We start from the raw sequence: 16,901 nt of genomic DNA on the forward strand, positions 1-16,901 counted from the left end.
TTGCGCCGCTTGGCAAGATGGATAAAACGGTCACACCAAGAACACAAAGAGATTTGGCATGAGCATCGCGACGGTCATCCTTGCCGCAGGCAAGGGCACACGGATGAATTCGGACATTCCGAAAGTTCTCCACCCCATCGCAGGCGCGCCTATGCTGGTGCACGCCCTGCAAGCGGCACGGTCGCAAGAACCCGACCGCATGGTGGTCGTCGCAGGCCACGGGGCCGAGGCGGTGAGCCACGCCGTGCACGGCTATGACGAAGACGTGCGCGTGGTCGTGCAAGAAGAACAGTTGGGCACCGGTCATGCGGTGCAACAGGCGCGTGCGGCGCTGGACGGGTTCGACGGCACGGTGATCGTGCTGTATGGCGACACGCCCTTCGTGCGCCCCGAGACGCTGGAAGCGATGGTTGCGGCGCGGGCCACGCAGGACGTGGTTGTGCTGGGGTTCGAGGCGGCCGATCCGGGCCGCTATGGCCGCTTGAAGATGAACGGCGAAACCCTTGACGCGATTGTGGAATTCAAGGACGCAACCGAAGCCGAGCGGGCGATCAGCTTATGCAATTCGGGCGTCGTGGCCTGTGACGCGGCGACGCTGTTTTCGCTGCTGGATGATGTGACCGACAACAATGCGGCGGGCGAGTTTTACCTGACGGACATCATCGGTCTGGCCCGTGCGCGCGGTCTGAGTGCCGGCGTCGTCACCTGCCCCGAGGCGGAAACGCTGGGCATCAACTCGCGCGCCGAACTGGCCGCCGCCGATGCGCTGTTCCAACAGACCGCGCGGGCGGCTGCGATGGAGGACGGCGTGACCCTGCTGGACCCGTCCAGCATCTATTTTTCCTATGACACCTTCATCGGCCGCGACACGGTGATCGAGCCGCATGTGTTTTTTGGCCCCGAAGTGACCGTCGAATCCGGCGCCCGCATCCGTGCGTTTTCGCATCTGGAAGGGTGCCATGTGGCGCGCGGCGGGGTCATTGGCCCTTATGCCCGCCTGCGCCCCGGTGCCGAACTGGCCGAAGACGTGCGCGTCGGCAACTTTGTCGAGATCAAGAATGCCACCATCGACGCCGGTGCCAAGGTCAACCACCTGAGCTATATCGGCGATGCCTTTGTGGGTGCTGCCGCCAACATCGGTGCGGGCACCATCACCTGCAACTATGACGGCGTGCTGAAACACCACACCCACATCGGCGCGCGCGCCTTTATCGGGTCGAACACCATGCTGGTGGCCCCCGTGTCCGTGGGCAACGAGGCGATGACCGCCTCGGGGTCGGTGATCACCTCCGATGTCGAGGACGGCGCGCTGGCCATTGCCCGCGCCCATCAGGTCGAAAAACCCGGAATGGCGCGCAAGCTGATGCAAATGCTGCGGGCCAAGAAGGCCAGACAAACAAGGGGCAACTGATATGTGCGGAATCGTCGGCGTTCTGGGCAACCACGAAGTGGCCCCCATTCTGGTCGAGGCGCTGAAGCGTCTGGAATATCGCGGCTATGACAGCGCGGGCATCGCCACCGTGAACAACGGCACGCTGGACCGCCGCCGCGCGGTGGGCAAGCTGGTGAACCTCAGCGATCTGCTGGTGCACCAGCCGCTGGCCGGTAAATCGGGCATCGGGCACACCCGCTGGGCCACCCATGGCGCGCCTTCGGTCACCAATGCGCACCCGCATCAGGCGGGGCCGGTGGCCGTGGTGCACAACGGCATCATCGAAAACTTCCGCGAACTGCGCGCCGAGTTGGCCGAGGCTGGATTCCAGTTCGTGACCGAGACTGACACCGAAACCGTCGCCCTGCTGACGCAGATGTATATGGACGCAGGTGCAGGTGCGGTCGAGGCCGCGAACCAGACGCTGGACCGTCTGCACGGTGCCTTTGCGCTGGCGTTCCTGTTTCAGGGTCAGGACGACCTGATTGTCGCCGCGCGCAAGGGCTCTCCGCTGGCCATCGGGCATGGTGACGGTGAAATGTTTGTCGGCTCGGATGCCATCGCGCTGGCCCCGCTGACCGACCGCATCACCTATCTGGAAGAAGGCGACCGCGCGGTTCTGACCCGCACGTCGCTGGAAATCCATGACGCCAACGGTGCGCTGGCCAACCGTGCCGTGAAAACCATCCAGATCGACGCCGCGCGCGTGGACAAGGCCGGACACAAGCATTTCATGGCCAAGGAAATCGCCGAACAGCCGACGGTGATCGGCAATGCGCTGGCCAATTATCTGACCGCGGACGGCCACATCGCCCTGCCCGACCCCGGCGTTGATTTCAAAGACATCGACCGGCTGACGCTGGTGGCCTGTGGCACCGCCTATTACGCCTGTCTGACGGCGAAATACTGGTTTGAACAGATCGCCCGCATTCCGGTCGAGGTTGATGTGGCATCCGAGTTCCGCTACCGCGAGCCGCCAATCCCCGGCCGCACGCTGGCGCTGTTTGTGTCGCAATCGGGCGAAACCGCCGACACGCTGGCCGCGCTGCGCTATTGCGAGGGCAAGGCCGCGCGCATCCTGTCGGTGGTCAACGTCCCCGAAAGCTCGATTGCGCGGGAAAGCGATCTGGCGTTGCCGATCCATGCAGGGATCGAAGTGGGCGTCGCCTCGACCAAGGCGTTCACCTGCCAGTTGACCGTGCTGCTGATGCTGGCGCTGAAGGCGGCGTCGGACCGGGGCACGTTGTCCGAGGAGGCGCTGGCCGATCATGTGTCTGCCTTGCGCAGCCTGCCTGCGCTGATGACCACGGCGCTGGAGCAGAACAAGGCGATGCAGAACACCGCCCGCCGCCTGTCCGAGGCGCGCGACGTGCTGTTTCTGGGCCGCGGCCTGATGTATCCGCTGGCGCTTGAGGGGGCGCTAAAGCTGAAAGAAATCAGCTATATCCACGCCGAAGCTTATGCATCGGGCGAGCTGAAACACGGGCCCATCGCGCTGATCGACAAACACGTGCCCGTGGTGGTCATGGCCCCGCGCGATGCGCTGTTCGACAAGACGGTCAGCAACATGCAAGAGGTCATGGCGCGCAAGGGCAAGGTCGTGCTGATCTCGGACGCCGCAGGGCTGGAAGAGGCCGGCGATGGTGTCTGGGCGTCGATTTCCATGCCGACGGTGCACAACGCCGTGGCCCCGATCCTCTATGCGCTGCCCGCGCAATTGCTGGCCTATCACACCGCCGTCGCCAAGGGCACGGATGTGGACCAGCCGCGCAATCTGGCCAAATCGGTGACGGTGGAATAATGGGCAAGCAATTCGACAGCATCGAAGACGACCACGCCAATTTCATCGCCCAGCAGCACATGTTTTTCGTGGGCAGTGCGGCGGACACGGGCCGTGTGAACATCAGCCCCAAGGGGATGGATGCCTTGCGCGTGATGGGGCCGAACCGGATCGTCTGGCGCAACCTGACCGGATCAGGCAATGAAACCGCCGCCCATCTGGCGCTGCACAACCGCATCACGCTGATGTGGTGCGGCTTTGAAAAACGCCCGATGATCATGCGCGCCTATGGCACTGCGCGCACCCTGCACCCGCGCGATGCGGAATTTGCAGACCTGGATGCCATGTTCGAACCCTCGCCCGGCGCGCGCCAGATTTACGACGTGCGCGTGGACATGCTGCAAACCTCGTGCGGCTATGCCGTGCCCTACTTTGACCACGCAGGCCCCCGCGACACCTTGCAAAAATGGGCCGAGACCAAAGGCCCGGATGGCGTCGCAACCTACTGGGCCGACCGCAACCAGACCAGCATCGACGGTCTGCCGACACATATATTGGACACCAAAACATGACACCCGACGCGGCCCTGGCCGAAATCAACGAACACGCCGATCCCGAACGGGCGACAGGCGCGCAAGCCTATCACAAGGCCGACCGCACCTATCTGGGCGTGCCCAATCCGGTGTTGAATGACCTGACCAAGACATGGCGGCAAGAGCTGGACATAGACACCCGCGTCGCATTGGCGGACGGTTTGTGGAAGACGGATATTTTCGAGGCCCGCATCGCCGCTGCCAAACTGCTGACACAGGCCCGCATGGACCCTGACGCCGAGGTTTGGGCGCTGATCAAATCCTGGGCACCGGATTTCGACAGTTGGGCCATTGCCGATCACGCCTGTATGGCGGGGCAGAAACGGCTGATCGCCGATCCGTCGCGGCTGGATGAGATTGAGGCCTGGACCACATCCGATCACATGTGGACCAAACGGGCCGCGCTGGTCATCACCCTGCCGTGGACCAAACAGAACCACCCCAAACCGCAAGAGGCCGAAGCCCGCGAGCGCATTCTGAGCTGGGCCGCCAGTTATGCGCCTGATGGCCGCTGGTTCATCCAGAAGGCCGTTTCGTGGTGGCTGCGCGATCTCAGCAAACACGACGCCGACCGCACCCGCGCCTTTCTGGCGGAACACGGCGACACGATGAAGGCATTCGCCCGCAAGGACGCGGCGAAGTTCTTGTGAATATGTGACGGGTGGCGGTCTGACAACCGCCGCCCCTTCGGCATAGGTCGCACCGCAACGCATGCGGTGAGGTGCTGCGTGACTGTCGGCTTTCCGTGAAGATCCTATGTAACCCTACCGCTTGGCGCGTTGGTAGAAAAGGTGTGCAAGCGACAGGACCAGCGCGAAGGACACTGCGCCCAGATAGCGTTCGTAAATGCCGTCAATGTCGGTGGGGAGAAAAAAGAAGACGGGCGCCGAGACAACCCAAAGGATGCCGATGGCGATCAGGATCATGCGGTAACGGGGACTGGCCCGTGCTGCGCCGCGCGCCATGGCGAAACAGGCGACGGTCATCGTGACACCCAGCCCATAGACCAAATAGATGTGGATCACCCAGCCGTCGCTGTCATTGTCGCCGTACTCGTTGCGGGCCCCGATGAGAAACACCAACAGTCCGAACACGACGAGCGCGATGATTCCAACGCTCCAGTCCCATCCGCCGAGATGGACATGGGCTGCCGACAGGGCGAGCCCGATCAAGGCGGCGGAAAAGGTGTACAGCCCGATATCGACGATGAATTCATAACGTCCGGCCCCCAGATCGCTGATGGTGTCGGCGATCCAGTCATGATCAGGCACCACGAAATCCGCGATGAGAATCGAGCATGCAAGCGCGATGCAGCCCAAAACGGCAAGCAGGCTGAGGAACCTCAGCAGAAGCGGTTGCTCGGCGATTTCGGCAGGCATCTGATGGTCGGTTTCGGCGGTCGGTGGCATCCGGGCAGTTCCTCGGGTTGGTCATGCTCACCACGTAGCCCGAGGACCGCAGTTGTAAACGCGCGCCGCAGGCTGTCGCACTGTCGGCACCGCGCCCCGCTTAGGACGCCGTAAACACCTCGACCTCTGGCAGACCCGTCAGCGGTGCCCCCAGCGTCTGGAAGGCGGACAGCGACATGCGGCTGCCGCCCGTTGCAGGCCCGTCAATCGGGATCAGCGTCACCGCCACGGATTTGCCCGACCCGGCAAAGACCACGCGCCCCGGCTGTTCGCTTGTGACAAGCGGTGTCTTCAGCCACAGCCCAGGCTCGGACGGGCTGCCCAGCGAGGCCACGGTCACGCCCAGACGCCCGCCAGCCTTGGCGGGGGCCGCGGTGGCGGTTGCCTTTTCCTCGGCGCTGACGGTGTCGAAATCGGCCACGGTGCGTGCGCCGGTGGCGGGCACGGCGGCTGCGGGACGCTCTTTGGGGCGCACGTCGGTGCTGACCCCCTCGGTGCGGCTTTCGGCCACGTCCGGGCGCGGTTGCAGGAAGGCGGGCAAACGCGAACATCCCGTGAGGGTGCAGGCGCAAATCAGGATCAGGGCTGTCGTTTTCATAAGCGCCAGATAAGCACAGGCCGCAAACCGCATCAACGTGCATTCCCCCTTGCTGCGCTTTCCCGCCGCCCTTACCTATGGAGTCATGAATGCACCGTTGATTGATCCCTTCGCCCGCGCCATCACCTACCTGCGCGTCTCTGTCACCGACAGATGCGACTTTCGGTGTGTCTATTGCATGTCCGAGAACATGACCTTTCTGCCCAAGAAAGAATTGCTGACGCTGGAGGAACTGGACCGCATGTGTTCGGCCTTTGTTGATCTGGGCGTGGAAAAGCTGCGGATCACCGGGGGCGAACCATTGGTGCGCCGCGAGATCATGACATTTTTCAACAGCATGGCCCGCCATCTGGATGCAGGCACGCTGAAAGAGCTGACGCTGACCACCAACGGCAGCCAGTTGGAGCGCTTTGCCAAGGATCTGTATGCCGCTGGCGTGCGCCGCGTGAACATCTCGCTGGACACGCTGGACGAACAGAAATTTGCCGACATCACCCGCTGGGGCCGCCTGCCGCAGGTGCTGCGCGGTGTCGATGCGGCGCTGGCCGCCGGTCTGCATGTGAAGATCAACGCCGTGGCGCTGAAAGGCTTTAACGAGGACGAACTGCCCACGATCACGCAATGGTGTGCCGACCGTGGCATGGACCTGACGTGGATCGAGGTGATGCCGATGGGCGATCTGGGCAACGAGGACCGTCTGGGCCAATACTGGTCGCTGAAAGACGTGCGCAGCCGGTATGCCGAACATTACACCGTCACCGATCTGGCCGAACGCACCGGCGGGCCTGCGCGTTATGTGCGGCTGGAAGAAACCGGGCAAAAGATCGGTTTCATCACCCCGCTGAGCCATAATTTCTGCGAAAGCTGCAACCGCGTGCGCCTGACCTGCACGGGCGAGATTTACCTGTGTCTGGGGCAAGAGGACATGATGGACCTGCGCGCACCGCTGCGGGCGCATCCCGATGACGACGCGCCGCTGCACGACGCCATCCGCGCCGCCATCGGGATCAAGCCCAAGGGCCACGATTTCGACTATTCCCGCCAGAAGGCCGACGGGCAAATGCCCCGCCACATGAGCCACACTGGCGGCTGAATGCGCCCGACCGCCCTTTACCGCGCCTATGTGGCTGCCGCCGCGTTGGTGGTGCCCTTTGCCGCCCATGCCCGCATCCGCCGGTTGCGACGCGACGGGGTCGCCGCGCACCGTGCGCACGAAATATTGGGCAACACCACGGAACAACGCCCCGGCGGGCTGCTGGTGTGGTTTCACGCGGCCTCGGTCGGGGAAAGCCTGTCGGTGCTGCCGCTGATCGCGGCGCTGGGGCGACAGTTGCCCGAGGCGCGGTTTCTGATCACATCCGCCACGCCCACGTCGGCGGCCATGATCGCCGCACGGATGCCGCCGCGCTGTGTGCATCAATTCGCCCCGCTGGATGCCGCAGGGCCGGTCAAACGCTTCCTGAAACGCTGGCGGCCCGATGCGGCGATCTTTGTCGAATCCGAGCTGTGGCCGCAAATTCTGGTGCGCACGCACCGCGCCAATGTGCCGCTGGCGCTGGTGGGCGCGCGCATGTCGCTGCGGTCGCTGAACCGCTGGGCCAAATTCCCGCGCACGGCGGCGTTCATTCTGGGCCAGTTCCGGCTGATCCTGACCCAGAACGCCGAGATGGCCAAAGCCCTTGGCGATCTTGCGCCGCCGCATACGCATGTCGAAACCGGCTTTAACCTCAAAAGCCTGTCGCCTGCCTTGCCGGTGCACGGCGCTGCCCATGCGCGGCTGGCCGATACCATTGCCGAACGCCCCACATGGGTCGCCGCCTCGACCCATCCGGGGGAAGAGGCCGACGCGCTGCTGGCCCATGCCCATGTGCTGAAAACCCATCCCGACGCGCTGCTGATCCTGGCCCCGCGCCACCCCGACCGGGGCGACGAAGTGGCCGCGTTGATCGAGAACATGGGGCTCAGCCACACCCGTCGCACCGACGGCCACGCGCCCGACGCACAGGTTTATCTGGCCGATACGCTGGGCGAAATGGGGCTGTGGTATGCGCTGGCGCCTTTCGTGTTTCTGGGCGGATCGCTGCAACCGCATGGCGGGCACAACCCCTATGAGGTGGCGCAGGCCGGCGCCGCGATATTGACCGGGCCGCATCTGTCGAATTTCGCCGAAACCTTTGCCCCGCTCGAAGCCTGCGGTGCGGTGCGCATCGTGGCCGACGGGCAGGACATGGGCGAACGCGCGCTTCACTGGTTCGACACGCCACAGGCCCTGCGGATGGCGCAAAAGGCCGCGACCGATTTCGTGGCCAAAGGCGACACCGATGCCGCCCATATCGCCGACCGGCTGATTGCGGTGCTGGACCTTGGCCCATGACCCAGCGCGTTTTTGTCACCAACTTCAACCGCAACTTCACCGGAGTCTCGGCCACTGCCGCCAATGTGGTGCGCCAGCAGGTCGACCGGTACGATCTGCATCTGGTGGGCCAACCCCTGCCCGGCTGCCCCGCGCCGATCACGCTGAAACAGGCCCGCGCGCTGTCACGGGAGCCCTGCATCTGGCACGTGCGCCGCAACACAGAGATGCGCGCGGCACTCTGGGCGCGTGACGTGCTGCGCCTGCCGGTCAGGATCGTGTTCACCTCAGCCGCGCAGCGTCGGCATTCGGCCTTTCCGCGCTGGTTGATCAGCCGCATGGACGCGGTGATTGCCACCACGGAGAAGGCCGCGACCTTTGTGCCCCATGTGCGCGCGACCGTGCCACACGGCGTGGATACCGACCTGTTCACCCCTGCCCCTGACCGCGCGACCGCTTGGGCGGCGCTGGGGTACGGCGGCACGCGTGGCATTGCCACCGTGGGCCGCATCCGTCCTGAAAAAGGCACAGACCATTTCGTCGCCGCCATGATCGACCTGCTGCCGACATTGCCCGACACCACGGCGCTGGTCATCGGGCGCGCTGCAAAGTCGCATCAAAGCTTTCTGAATGACCTGAAATCCCGGATCGCCGCCGCAGGCCTTGGCGACCGCATCCTGTTCCCCGGCGAAGTGCCCGCCGCCGACCTGCCCGCCCTGATGCGTGCGCTCAGCCTGGTGGTGCAACTGCCCCGCTACGAGGGGTACGGTATGGTCCCGCTGGAAGGGATGGCCAGCGGCGTGCCTTTTGTGGGCACCGACGCGGGCTATTACAAAGCGTTCACCAGCGCCGGAACCGCCGGCCGGATCGCCACGCCGGACGCCGCCGCAGCGACAGCCCGCTCTATCCTGACCACCGGTTTCGACAAAATGGCCCAAGCCGCCCGCGACACCGCCTGCACAAGGTTCTCGGCCCAGGCCGAAGCTGACGGTATCGCAAAGGTCTACGAGACCCTCTGACCTTTCTTTTGGCCAAAAATATCCCGGGGGAGGCCGCAGGCCGGGGGCAGCGCCCCCGACCCGCCATTCACATCACGCCGCAGGCATCCGTTGTTCAACGATGCCCGCCCACCACGAGCACCCCGCCGGAATGGCTTCGTCGTTAAAGTTGTACTCGGGGTGATGCACCGACGCGCCTTCGCCGTTGCCGACCAGAATATAGGCGCCGGGGCGCTCTTCGAGCATAAAGGCAAAGTCCTCGCCGCCCATGACCAGCGGCGCGTCATCGCAGTTGCCCGAAACCGACCGCGCCACGTCGGCGGCAAATTCGGTCTGGGCATCGTGGTTGGCCATGACCGGATAGCCACGGTGGTAATCCACATCTGCCACGCCGCCAAAGGTGGCTGCGATTCCGGAAGCAATCGCGTTGATGCGCGCTTCGGCCAGGTCGCGCATCTCGGCGCTCATGGTGCGCACGGTGCCCTTCAGGTGGACCCGTTGCGGGATCACGTTGAACGCCTTGGACGAGGTTTCGAACGAGGTGACCGACACAACCACCTGATCCACCGGATCGGCGTTGCGGCTGGCGATGGTTTGCAGCGCCAGCACCAGTTGCGCGGACATCACGGTGGTGTCGACGGTTTCATGCGGTTTCGCGGCGTGGCCGCCCTTGCCCTCGACATAAATGTCGAACTGGTCGGTGGCCGCAAAGAACGGGCCGGTGCGGATCGCGAACTGCCCTGTGGGCAGGCCGGGCCAGTTGTGCATGCCGTACACTTCCTGCACGCCCCAGCGTTCCATCAGGCCGTCTTCGCACATTTCGCGCCCGCCGCCGCCGCCTTCTTCGGCGGGTTGGAAGATCAGCACGACGGTGCCGTCGAAATTGCGCGTCTCTGCCAGGTATTGCGCCGCACCCAACAGCATCGCGGTGTGGCCGTCGTGGCCACAGGCGTGCATCGCGCCATCGGTCTTGGACGCATAGGCCAGCCCGGTCTGTTCGTGGATCGGCAGCGCATCCATGTCGGCGCGCAGGCCGATGACCTTGCCCGATGTGTCCGACTTGCCCTTGATGATGCCGACGACGCCGGTGCGGCCGATGCCGGTGACGATCTCGTCGCAGCCAAAGGCTTTCAGCTTGTCGGCCACCAGCGCGCTGGTGCGGTGGGTGTCGAACAGGATCTCGGGGTTTTCGTGCAGGTCGCGGCGCCAGGCGGTGATGTCGGCGTGCAGTTCTGCAAAGCGGTTCTTGACGGGCATGGTCTGTCTTCCTTCTTGGTATAAATGTGGGGCGTCAGGTGCTTAGGCCTGCGCCAGCCGTTGCTCGACAATCTCGGCGAACCAGCTACACCCAGCGGGGATCGCCTCGTCGTCGAAATTGTATTCGGGGTGGTGCACCATCGCGCCGTCGCCGTTGCCCACAAGGATATAGGCACCGGGCCGCGCGTTGAGCATAAAGGCAAAGTCTTCGGCGGCCATGACCGGCGGGATGTTTTCGGCCACGTCACCGGCCACGGCACGGGCGGCGGCGATGGCGTATTCGGTGTTGGCGTCAGCATTGACGGTGACCGGATAGCCCACGACATAGTCGACCTCGGCCACGCAGCCGTAGGCCTGTGCCGTGGCGGTCGCGATTTCTTGCACACGTTTCTGCGCCATGGCCCGCACGTCTTCGTCCAGCGCGCGCACGGTGCCCTTCATCGTGGTCGCCTGCGGGATCACGTTGCTGACGTGGCTGTCGGAATGCAGCGCGCCCACGGTCACCACCACGGACGACAGCGGGTTGGCGTTGCGGCTGGCGATGCTTTGCAGCGCGACAATCACGTGGGCGGCAGCCAGGTTGGGGTCGATCGCCTCGTGCGGGTTGGCGGCGTGACCGCCCTTGCCCACCACGCGAATGGTGAATTCATCGGCGCTGGCCAGCAGCGGGCCGGGGCGGATGGCGAAGGTGCCGGTGGGAAAGCCGGGCATGTTGTGCATTCCATAGACCTCCTGGATATTCCAGCGGTCCATCAGCCCGTCCTTGACCATCTCGCGGCCCCCGCCGCCGCCCTCTTCGGCGGGTTGGAAGATCAGCACCACGGTGCCGTCGAAATTCCGCGTCTCGGCCAGGTATTGCGCCGCGCCCAACAGCATCGCGGTGTGGCCATCATGGCCACAGGCGTGCATCTTGCCCGGCACGGTCGACGCATAGTCCAGCCCCGTCGCCTCGATGATCGGCAGCGCGTCCATGTCGGCGCGCAGGCCGATCACGCGGTCGCTGCTGCCGCGTCCCTTAATCACGCCAACCACGCCGGTCTTGCCGATGCCGGTGGTGATCTCGTCAACGCCGAACGACCGCAGCTTGTCTTCGACGAACTTGGCCGTCTCGTGCACGTCGAACATCAATTCGGGGTGCGCGTGCAGATGGCGGCGCCATGCGGTGATGTCACTGTGCATTTCGGCAAAACGGTTCTTGATCGGCATCTCGCGGTCTCCTTCGGGGTCTGGGTCAGGTCTAAATTCCGGGGCCAAGGGTCATGGCCGAGCCGTCGCTGAAGCGTGACAGGCGGAAACGATGCAGATCATGCCCCACCTTGTCGCCCGTGACCAGAGCCGCCAACACCCGCCCCATGCCGGGGCCGATGCCAAAGCCGTGGCCGCTCATGCCGGTGCCCACGGTCAGGCCGGGGATGCTGGCCACGCGGTCCACCACGGGCACGATGTCGGGCATGGTGTCGATCATGCCGGCCCATGCCTTGGCCGGGCGCACCTCGCCCAGTCCGGGCATCATGGCGGCGAACTGGCGCAGCAGCTTGTTGGCCTTGCGGTGGTTCGGCGTGGGATTCAGCACGCGCATCTTCTCGAACGGGCTGACATCATCATCCGCCCAGCGGCGCGGTGTGCCCCATGCGTCGGGATAGCCTGCGGGCGCACGCGGCAGCAGCCGCACACCGAACGGATCGGCACGCAATTGCGTCGCGTAATGGCGCAGGCTGCGAAAGGCCTGCGGGCCGACGAACAGTTCCGAAAACCCGCCCTGCGCCAGCGAATAGCCGCCATCGGCGCGGTGCCGGAAGGCGACGCTGCTGTCGGTTGCCCCGCCTTCGTAAACGGCGTCCATCGGCTGTGTCGCCACCACGGTCGCCCGCACGCTGAGCTGCGGGACAAAGACGCCGTGCCGTTGCAGGAACAGCGACGACCACGCACCGCCCGCCAACACCACTTGCGGTGCCTTGATGCGGCCCGTTTCGGTGATGACACCGGCAACCGCGCCGCCTTCGATGTCCAGCCCGCGCACGGCGCAGTTTTCGACCAAGGTCGCCCCTTCGCGCACGGCAATTCCGGCCAGTGCCGGCACGGCGACCCAGGGTTCGGCGCGCATGTCCTGTGCGGTGTAGATCGCCCCCGCATAGCGGCGCGACAGGTTCGGGATCAGCTTGGCCGTCTCGGCGCTGCTGAGCATTTTGCTGTCCAGACCGTGGGCGCGGGCATGGTCCATCCATGCCTCGTATTTGGCATAATCCTTTTCGGATTCAGCCAGATAGGTCACGCCCTCTTGCCGCAGACCGATGTCCACGTTGGTCTGTTGCGCCAGCGCGCGCCAGTGGTCCGCCGCCTCGAGCACGATGGGGATCTCGTCGGGGTCGCGCCCCTGCACCCTGATCCAGCCCCAGTTGCGGCTGGACTGCTCGGCGGCGATGCGCCCCTTTTCCAGCAAGACGACGCGCTGGCCTGCGCGGGCCAGAAACAGGGCCGTGCAAACGCCGATCACACCGCCGCCAATCACCACGACATCCGCCTCTTTCGGGGCGGGACCGGGCCATTGTGCGGGTGTGTCCATAAAAGTGGGAAAGCTCATGCGCCGCACCCTACGCCTTGGATTGGCAGGTGCAAGGTGCGGCGAAATCCCAAAGGGAACTCAGGTTGAAAAATGGCGTATTTTTCAGCAAGTGACGCGGCGACAGATGCGCAAATTTAACGCGCCCCGCCGGGCGCTGACCCACACTGCGGAAGAAATCCGCCGATTGAGGGCCGCAAGGGGGCAGGCCCCCGCCCTTTCCAGGGGCAGGAGGAAATCAACACGCGCTTTGGTCTTGACGCCAATCCTATCAAACGAAACATTGCTTCAAAGTTTTCTCACGGAATGGACACAAGAAACGCCCGTCGCCAGACCGAAAACACCGCCTCAAGTTGCCCTATTGGAGCCTTCTCATGAAATTTCGTTTTCCAATCGTCATCATTGACGAGGACTTTCGTTCGGACAATTCGTCCGGTCTGGGCATCCGTGCAATCGCCGAGGCGATCGAGAACGAAGGGTTCGAAGTTCTGGGCACGACCAGCTATGGCGATCTGTCGAAATTTGCCCAGCAACAATCGCGCGCAAGTGCCTTTGTGCTGTCGATTGACGACGAGGAATTCACGCCCGGCCCCGATCTTGATCCGGCTGTTTTGAACCTGCGGTCCTTCATCGAGGAAGTGCGCTGGAAGAACAACGACGTGCCGATCTATGTCTACGGCGAAACCAAGACCAGCCGCCATTTGCCCAATGACATCCTGCGCGAACTGCACGGGTTCATTCACACCTTCGAAGACACGCCGGAGTTTGTCGCGCGCCATATCGTCCGTGACGCCAAGACCTATCTCGAAGGCATCCAGCCGCCGTTTTTCAAGGCGCTGCTGGATTATGCCGAAGATGGATCATACTCGTGGCACTGCCCCGGGCACTCGGGCGGGGTCGCCTTTTTGAAAAGCCCGATCGGGCAGATGTACCATCAGTTCTACGGCGAAAACATGCTGCGGGCGGATGTGTGCAATTCGGTCGAAGAGCTTGGCCAGTTGCTGGACCACAACGGCGCCATCGGCGCGTCCGAGCGCAATGCCGCACGCATCTTCAACGCCGATCACTGCTTTTTCGTCACCAACGGCACCAGCACATCGAACAAGATGGTCTGGCACCACACGGTTGCCCCCGGTGACGTGGTCGTGGTGGATCGCAACTGTCACAAATCCATTCTGCACAGCATCATCATGACGGGCGCCATTCCCGTCTTTATGAAGCCGACGCGCAACCATTACGGCATCATCGGCCCCATCCAGAAGTCCGAGTTCCAGATCGAGGCGATCAAGGAGAAAATCCGTGCCAACCCGCTGTTGGCGCATCTGGATGCGGACACGGTCAAGCCGCGCATCATGACGCTGACGCAATCGACCTATGACGGGGTGTTGTACAACACCGAGACGATCAAGGGCATGTTGGACGGCTACGTGGAAAACCTGCACTTTGACGAGGCATGGCTGCCGCACGCCGCGTTCCACCCGTTCTACCGCACCTTTCACGCGATGGGCCGCAAACGCGAGCGGCCAAGTCAGTCGGTGACCTATTCCACGCAGTCGATCCACAAGCTTCTGGCGGGTATTTCACAGGCCAGCCAGGTTCTTGTGCAGGACAGCAAGAACACCAAGCTGGACCGCCACCTGTTTAACGAAGCGTATCTGATGCACAGCTCGACCAGCCCGCAATACAGCATCATCGCCAGTTGCGACGTGGCCGCCGCGATGATGGAGCCCCCCGGCGGGCGCGCGTTGGTCGAGGAAAGCCTTCTTGAATCGCTGGATTTCCGCCGCGCGATGCGCAAGGTCGACGAAGAATATGGCAACGATTGGTGGTTCCAGGTTTGGGGCCCCGAAGAGCTGGACGAAGAAGGCATCGACAGCGCCGACAACTGGGTGCTGAAAAAGACCGACGCCGAAGGTGTGCAGCCCTCCGATGGCGAGGAATCCTGGCACGCCTTCGGCGATATGGCCCCCGGTTTCAACATGCTGGACCCGATCAAGGCGACGATCATCACGCCGGGCCTGAACCTGGACGGCAAATTCGACATGTCCGGTATCCCTGCGTCTATCGTGACCAAATATCTGGCGGAACATGGCGTGGTCGTCGAGAAAACCGGGCTTTACAGCTTTTTCATCATGTTCACGATCGGCATCACCAAAGGCCGCTGGAATTCGCTTTTGACCGAATTGCAGCAGTTCAAGGATGACTACGACAAGAACGTGCCCATGTGGCGGTGTATGCCCAAGTTCTGCGCAAAACAGCCGCGTTACGAAAAGATGGGGCTGGGCGATATGTGCCAGCACGTGCATTCGCTGTATTCCAAATTTGATGTCGCCGTTCTGTCGACCGAGATGTACTTAAGCGATCTGGTGCCCGCGATGAAACCGACCGACGCGTTTTCGCATATCGCTGCGCGCACCACCCAGCGCGTGCCGATTGATGATCTTGAGGGACGCATCACCACCGGATTGGTCACGCCTTATCCGCCGGGCATCCCGCTGTTGATCCCCGGAGAGGTGTTTAACAAGAATATCGTCGAATATCTGAAGTTTAACAGAACCTTCGCGCGCGAATGCCCGGGGTTCGAGACGGACATTCACGGGCTGGTTCAGGAACTGGATGAGAACAACCAGATCCAGTATTATGCAGACTGTGTGGCAGCCGACTGACTGCTTGGGGGGCTGCCCCCCCGGCGCCTTTGCACTGTGTCGCAAGTTGGTCTTTGACACGGTTGGCCATAGCGGGGCCGGCCCTATTGTCGAATGTCATGCAAATCCTGCTCCGCGCGACAGGCCTTCCGGGTCGTGTCGGTGATCCGTGCCGCGCAAAGCTGACCCAGTTGCCAAGCATGTCTGACCCAAACCGGACCGCCGGCCCAGTCTTCGTCAGTGTCTGGTGAGCGGGACGGAACGGACCCTCGTATCAATCATGTAAAGGTCCGCTTTGACAGCAACACACAAAGGCTCTCTTCGCGCCTTGCACAAAAAATGCTATGGGCTAAAGGCAATTCAGATTTTGCCATTACGCCTGAATGGCAGAACTAAAACCGAAAAAACACTCTGATAATTCGGCAATTTTTCATCCGGTCCAGTCCCGAGCTCCACAGGCGCGGTGCCGGGCCGGTAGACGAATGTCCCGAAGATCTGATCCCAAAGTGTCAGTGTCGCACCGTAGTTCTTTGCCTCGCTCGTTTTCGCGGAATGATGATAACGATGCACCTCCGGTCCGACGAATAAATAATTGGCCCAGCCAAGACGCAGATCGACGTTGAAATGGCTGATGATGCCGTGAAATGCATTGATCACGAGAAAGATAAGGACCGCTTCGGGTTGATACCCCATAACCCAAATCGGCGCGATGATCGCGATGCCTTGCACGAATACCGCGTTGAAAGGATGTAGGACCGCGTGCATCAGCAAATAGAGCCGGTCCGGCAGATGGTGCGCTGCATGGATATGCCACAAGACCCGGCCGATGGACCCGCGCAACTCATGCATCCCGCGATGGATGTGATAGTTCAGAAATTCAAATATGAGGAACAGAACCGGCACCTGTATCCAAAGCGACCAATCGCGGGCCGGCCCGTCCGACTGCGCGGATAGCGTGATCGAAAGCAGCGCCAGCCCCGCCGATATCAGCGCAACAGTGGCCCCCGATAATCCTATGTAGGCGATGTCGGGCAGCAAGTTGCGCCAAGTCATGGACCAACGCCTGTCCATGGGCATGATTATCTCAAGCAAGAGATAAGTCAGCAAAAGCGGCAGCGTGATCAGAACCCATGCAGGGCGTTCATCCGCGTCAATCTGCATGAAATACCAAAGTCCAAATACGATCCATGCCCAAGAGGCAGGATAGAGTACCCACCGAACAGTTCGGCGGGCGAGGCTATTGTCGTTCATTGTGATGCTCCCTAATGTCTCGGAC

At 62.9% G+C, this 16,901-nt stretch carries 14 protein-coding genes; 8 read left to right on the forward strand and 6 right to left on the reverse strand.

Going from position 1 to position 16,901, the window contains the following annotated elements; all coding sequences use genetic code 11:
- The first annotated feature begins 58 nt into the window (after positions 1–58).
- The 4 genes from glmU to AAC077_RS06025 are packed head-to-tail and all read left to right on the forward strand — an operon-like array spanning position 59 to position 4,455.
- Positions 59–1,411, forward strand: a complete 1,353-nt coding sequence (glmU, locus tag AAC077_RS06010) for a bifunctional UDP-N-acetylglucosamine diphosphorylase/glucosamine-1-phosphate N-acetyltransferase GlmU (RefSeq protein WP_339767535.1) — start codon at positions 59–61, stop codon at positions 1,409–1,411.
- A 1-nt stretch (position 1,412) separates the two neighbouring features.
- The gene (gene glmS, locus AAC077_RS06015; RefSeq protein WP_339767537.1) at positions 1,413–3,233 is read left to right on the forward strand and encodes a glutamine--fructose-6-phosphate transaminase (isomerizing); all 1,821 of its coding nucleotides are present in this window, start codon (positions 1,413–1,415) and stop codon (positions 3,231–3,233) included.
- Complete coding sequence (locus tag AAC077_RS06020) at positions 3,233–3,784, forward strand: pyridoxamine 5'-phosphate oxidase family protein (RefSeq protein ID WP_339767540.1); 552 nt, start codon at positions 3,233–3,235, stop codon at positions 3,782–3,784. Before glmS ends, AAC077_RS06020 begins: the two co-directional genes overlap by 1 nt.
- Complete coding sequence (locus AAC077_RS06025; RefSeq protein WP_339767541.1) at positions 3,781–4,455, forward strand: DNA alkylation repair protein; 675 nt, start codon at positions 3,781–3,783, stop codon at positions 4,453–4,455. Before AAC077_RS06020 ends, AAC077_RS06025 begins: the two co-directional genes overlap by 4 nt.
- A gap of 114 nt (positions 4,456–4,569) precedes the next feature.
- On the opposite strand, the gene AAC077_RS06030 is transcribed toward AAC077_RS06025, so the two are convergent.
- Entirely contained in the window at positions 4,570–5,214 is a 645-nt protein-coding gene (locus tag AAC077_RS06030; RefSeq protein WP_339767543.1) for a DUF998 domain-containing protein, read from the reverse strand.
- Between the two features lie 100 nt (positions 5,215–5,314).
- Positions 5,315–5,812: a hypothetical protein gene (locus tag AAC077_RS06035; protein ID WP_339767545.1), complete on the reverse strand. Its 498-nt coding sequence runs from the start codon at positions 5,810–5,812 to the stop codon at positions 5,315–5,317.
- Between the two features lie 85 nt (positions 5,813–5,897).
- Between AAC077_RS06035 and moaA the strand changes: the two genes are divergently transcribed.
- Genes moaA through AAC077_RS06050 form a run of 3 tightly spaced genes read left to right on the forward strand, consistent with a single transcriptional unit; the run spans position 5,898 to position 9,184 of the window.
- Positions 5,898–6,905 (forward strand): GTP 3',8-cyclase MoaA, encoded by a 1,008-nt coding sequence (gene moaA, locus AAC077_RS06040; RefSeq protein WP_339767547.1) that lies wholly within the window; start codon positions 5,898–5,900, stop codon positions 6,903–6,905.
- Positions 6,906–8,186 carry a 3-deoxy-D-manno-octulosonic acid transferase gene (locus AAC077_RS06045; RefSeq protein WP_339767548.1) on the forward strand — a complete coding sequence of 427 codons (1,281 nt, stop codon included), beginning with the start codon at positions 6,906–6,908 and terminating at the stop codon, positions 8,184–8,186.
- Complete coding sequence (locus tag AAC077_RS06050; protein ID WP_339767550.1) at positions 8,183–9,184, forward strand: glycosyltransferase family 4 protein; 1,002 nt, start codon at positions 8,183–8,185, stop codon at positions 9,182–9,184. Before AAC077_RS06045 ends, AAC077_RS06050 begins: the two co-directional genes overlap by 4 nt.
- Before the next feature lie 72 nt (positions 9,185–9,256).
- Here the strand turns inward: AAC077_RS06050 and AAC077_RS06055 are convergent, their stop codons facing one another.
- From AAC077_RS06055 to AAC077_RS06065, 3 genes are read right to left on the reverse strand one after another with little or no spacing between them, the layout of a single operon-like run.
- Positions 9,257–10,420 carry a M20 aminoacylase family protein gene (locus AAC077_RS06055; protein WP_339767552.1) on the reverse strand — a complete coding sequence of 388 codons (1,164 nt, stop codon included), beginning with the start codon at positions 10,418–10,420 and terminating at the stop codon, positions 9,257–9,259.
- Positions 10,421–10,462: 42 nt separating this feature from the next.
- A complete protein-coding gene (locus tag AAC077_RS06060) occupies positions 10,463–11,626 on the reverse strand; it encodes a M20 aminoacylase family protein (RefSeq protein ID WP_028956080.1) in 1,164 nt (387 codons plus the stop codon).
- 31 nt (positions 11,627–11,657) lie between these two features.
- Positions 11,658–13,001 carry an FAD-binding oxidoreductase gene (locus tag AAC077_RS06065; protein ID WP_339767555.1) on the reverse strand — a complete coding sequence of 448 codons (1,344 nt, stop codon included), beginning with the start codon at positions 12,999–13,001 and terminating at the stop codon, positions 11,658–11,660.
- A gap of 353 nt (positions 13,002–13,354) precedes the next feature.
- Between AAC077_RS06065 and AAC077_RS06070 the strand changes: the two genes are divergently transcribed.
- The gene (locus AAC077_RS06070; protein ID WP_339767556.1) at positions 13,355–15,646 is read left to right on the forward strand and encodes an arginine/lysine/ornithine decarboxylase; all 2,292 of its coding nucleotides are present in this window, start codon (positions 13,355–13,357) and stop codon (positions 15,644–15,646) included.
- 339 nt (positions 15,647–15,985) lie between these two features.
- Here AAC077_RS06070 and AAC077_RS06075 read toward each other — a convergent pair whose 3' ends face one another.
- The gene (locus tag AAC077_RS06075) at positions 15,986–16,876 is read right to left on the reverse strand and encodes a sterol desaturase family protein (RefSeq protein WP_339767559.1); all 891 of its coding nucleotides are present in this window, start codon (positions 16,874–16,876) and stop codon (positions 15,986–15,988) included.
- Positions 16,877–16,901: the final 25 nt, after the last annotated feature.

It is taken from the genome of uncultured Pseudosulfitobacter sp. (assembly GCF_963976325.1).
GTDB lineage: Bacteria > Pseudomonadota > Alphaproteobacteria > Rhodobacterales > Rhodobacteraceae > Pseudosulfitobacter.

What these genes read in the sequence shown, in the direction of transcription:
- AAC077_RS06060 (WP_028956080.1), bottom strand. Translation starts at nt 11,626, where the DNA reads ATGCCGATCAAGAACCGTTTTGCCGAAATGCACAGTGACATCACCGCA.
- AAC077_RS06055 (WP_339767552.1), bottom strand. Translation starts at nt 10,420, where the DNA reads ATGCCCGTCAAGAACCGCTTTGCAGAACTGCACGCCGACATCACCGCC.
- AAC077_RS06070 (WP_339767556.1), top strand. Translation starts at nt 13,355, where the DNA reads ATGAAATTTCGTTTTCCAATCGTCATCATTGACGAGGACTTTCGTTCG.
- AAC077_RS06025 (WP_339767541.1), top strand. Translation starts at nt 3,781, where the DNA reads ATGACACCCGACGCGGCCCTGGCCGAAATCAACGAACACGCCGATCCC.
- AAC077_RS06045 (WP_339767548.1), top strand. Translation starts at nt 6,906, where the DNA reads ATGCGCCCGACCGCCCTTTACCGCGCCTATGTGGCTGCCGCCGCGTTG.
- glmS (WP_339767537.1), top strand. Translation starts at nt 1,413, where the DNA reads ATGTGCGGAATCGTCGGCGTTCTGGGCAACCACGAAGTGGCCCCCATT.
- AAC077_RS06020 (WP_339767540.1), top strand. Translation starts at nt 3,233, where the DNA reads ATGGGCAAGCAATTCGACAGCATCGAAGACGACCACGCCAATTTCATC.
- glmU (WP_339767535.1), top strand. Translation starts at nt 59, where the DNA reads ATGAGCATCGCGACGGTCATCCTTGCCGCAGGCAAGGGCACACGGATG.
- AAC077_RS06035 (WP_339767545.1), bottom strand. Translation starts at nt 5,812, where the DNA reads ATGAAAACGACAGCCCTGATCCTGATTTGCGCCTGCACCCTCACGGGA.
- moaA (WP_339767547.1), top strand. Translation starts at nt 5,898, where the DNA reads ATGAATGCACCGTTGATTGATCCCTTCGCCCGCGCCATCACCTACCTG.
- AAC077_RS06075 (WP_339767559.1), bottom strand. Translation starts at nt 16,876, where the DNA reads ATGAACGACAATAGCCTCGCCCGCCGAACTGTTCGGTGGGTACTCTAT.
- AAC077_RS06030 (WP_339767543.1), bottom strand. Translation starts at nt 5,214, where the DNA reads ATGCCACCGACCGCCGAAACCGACCATCAGATGCCTGCCGAAATCGCC.
- AAC077_RS06065 (WP_339767555.1), bottom strand. Translation starts at nt 13,001, where the DNA reads ATGAGCTTTCCCACTTTTATGGACACACCCGCACAATGGCCCGGTCCC.
- AAC077_RS06050 (WP_339767550.1), top strand. Translation starts at nt 8,183, where the DNA reads ATGACCCAGCGCGTTTTTGTCACCAACTTCAACCGCAACTTCACCGGA.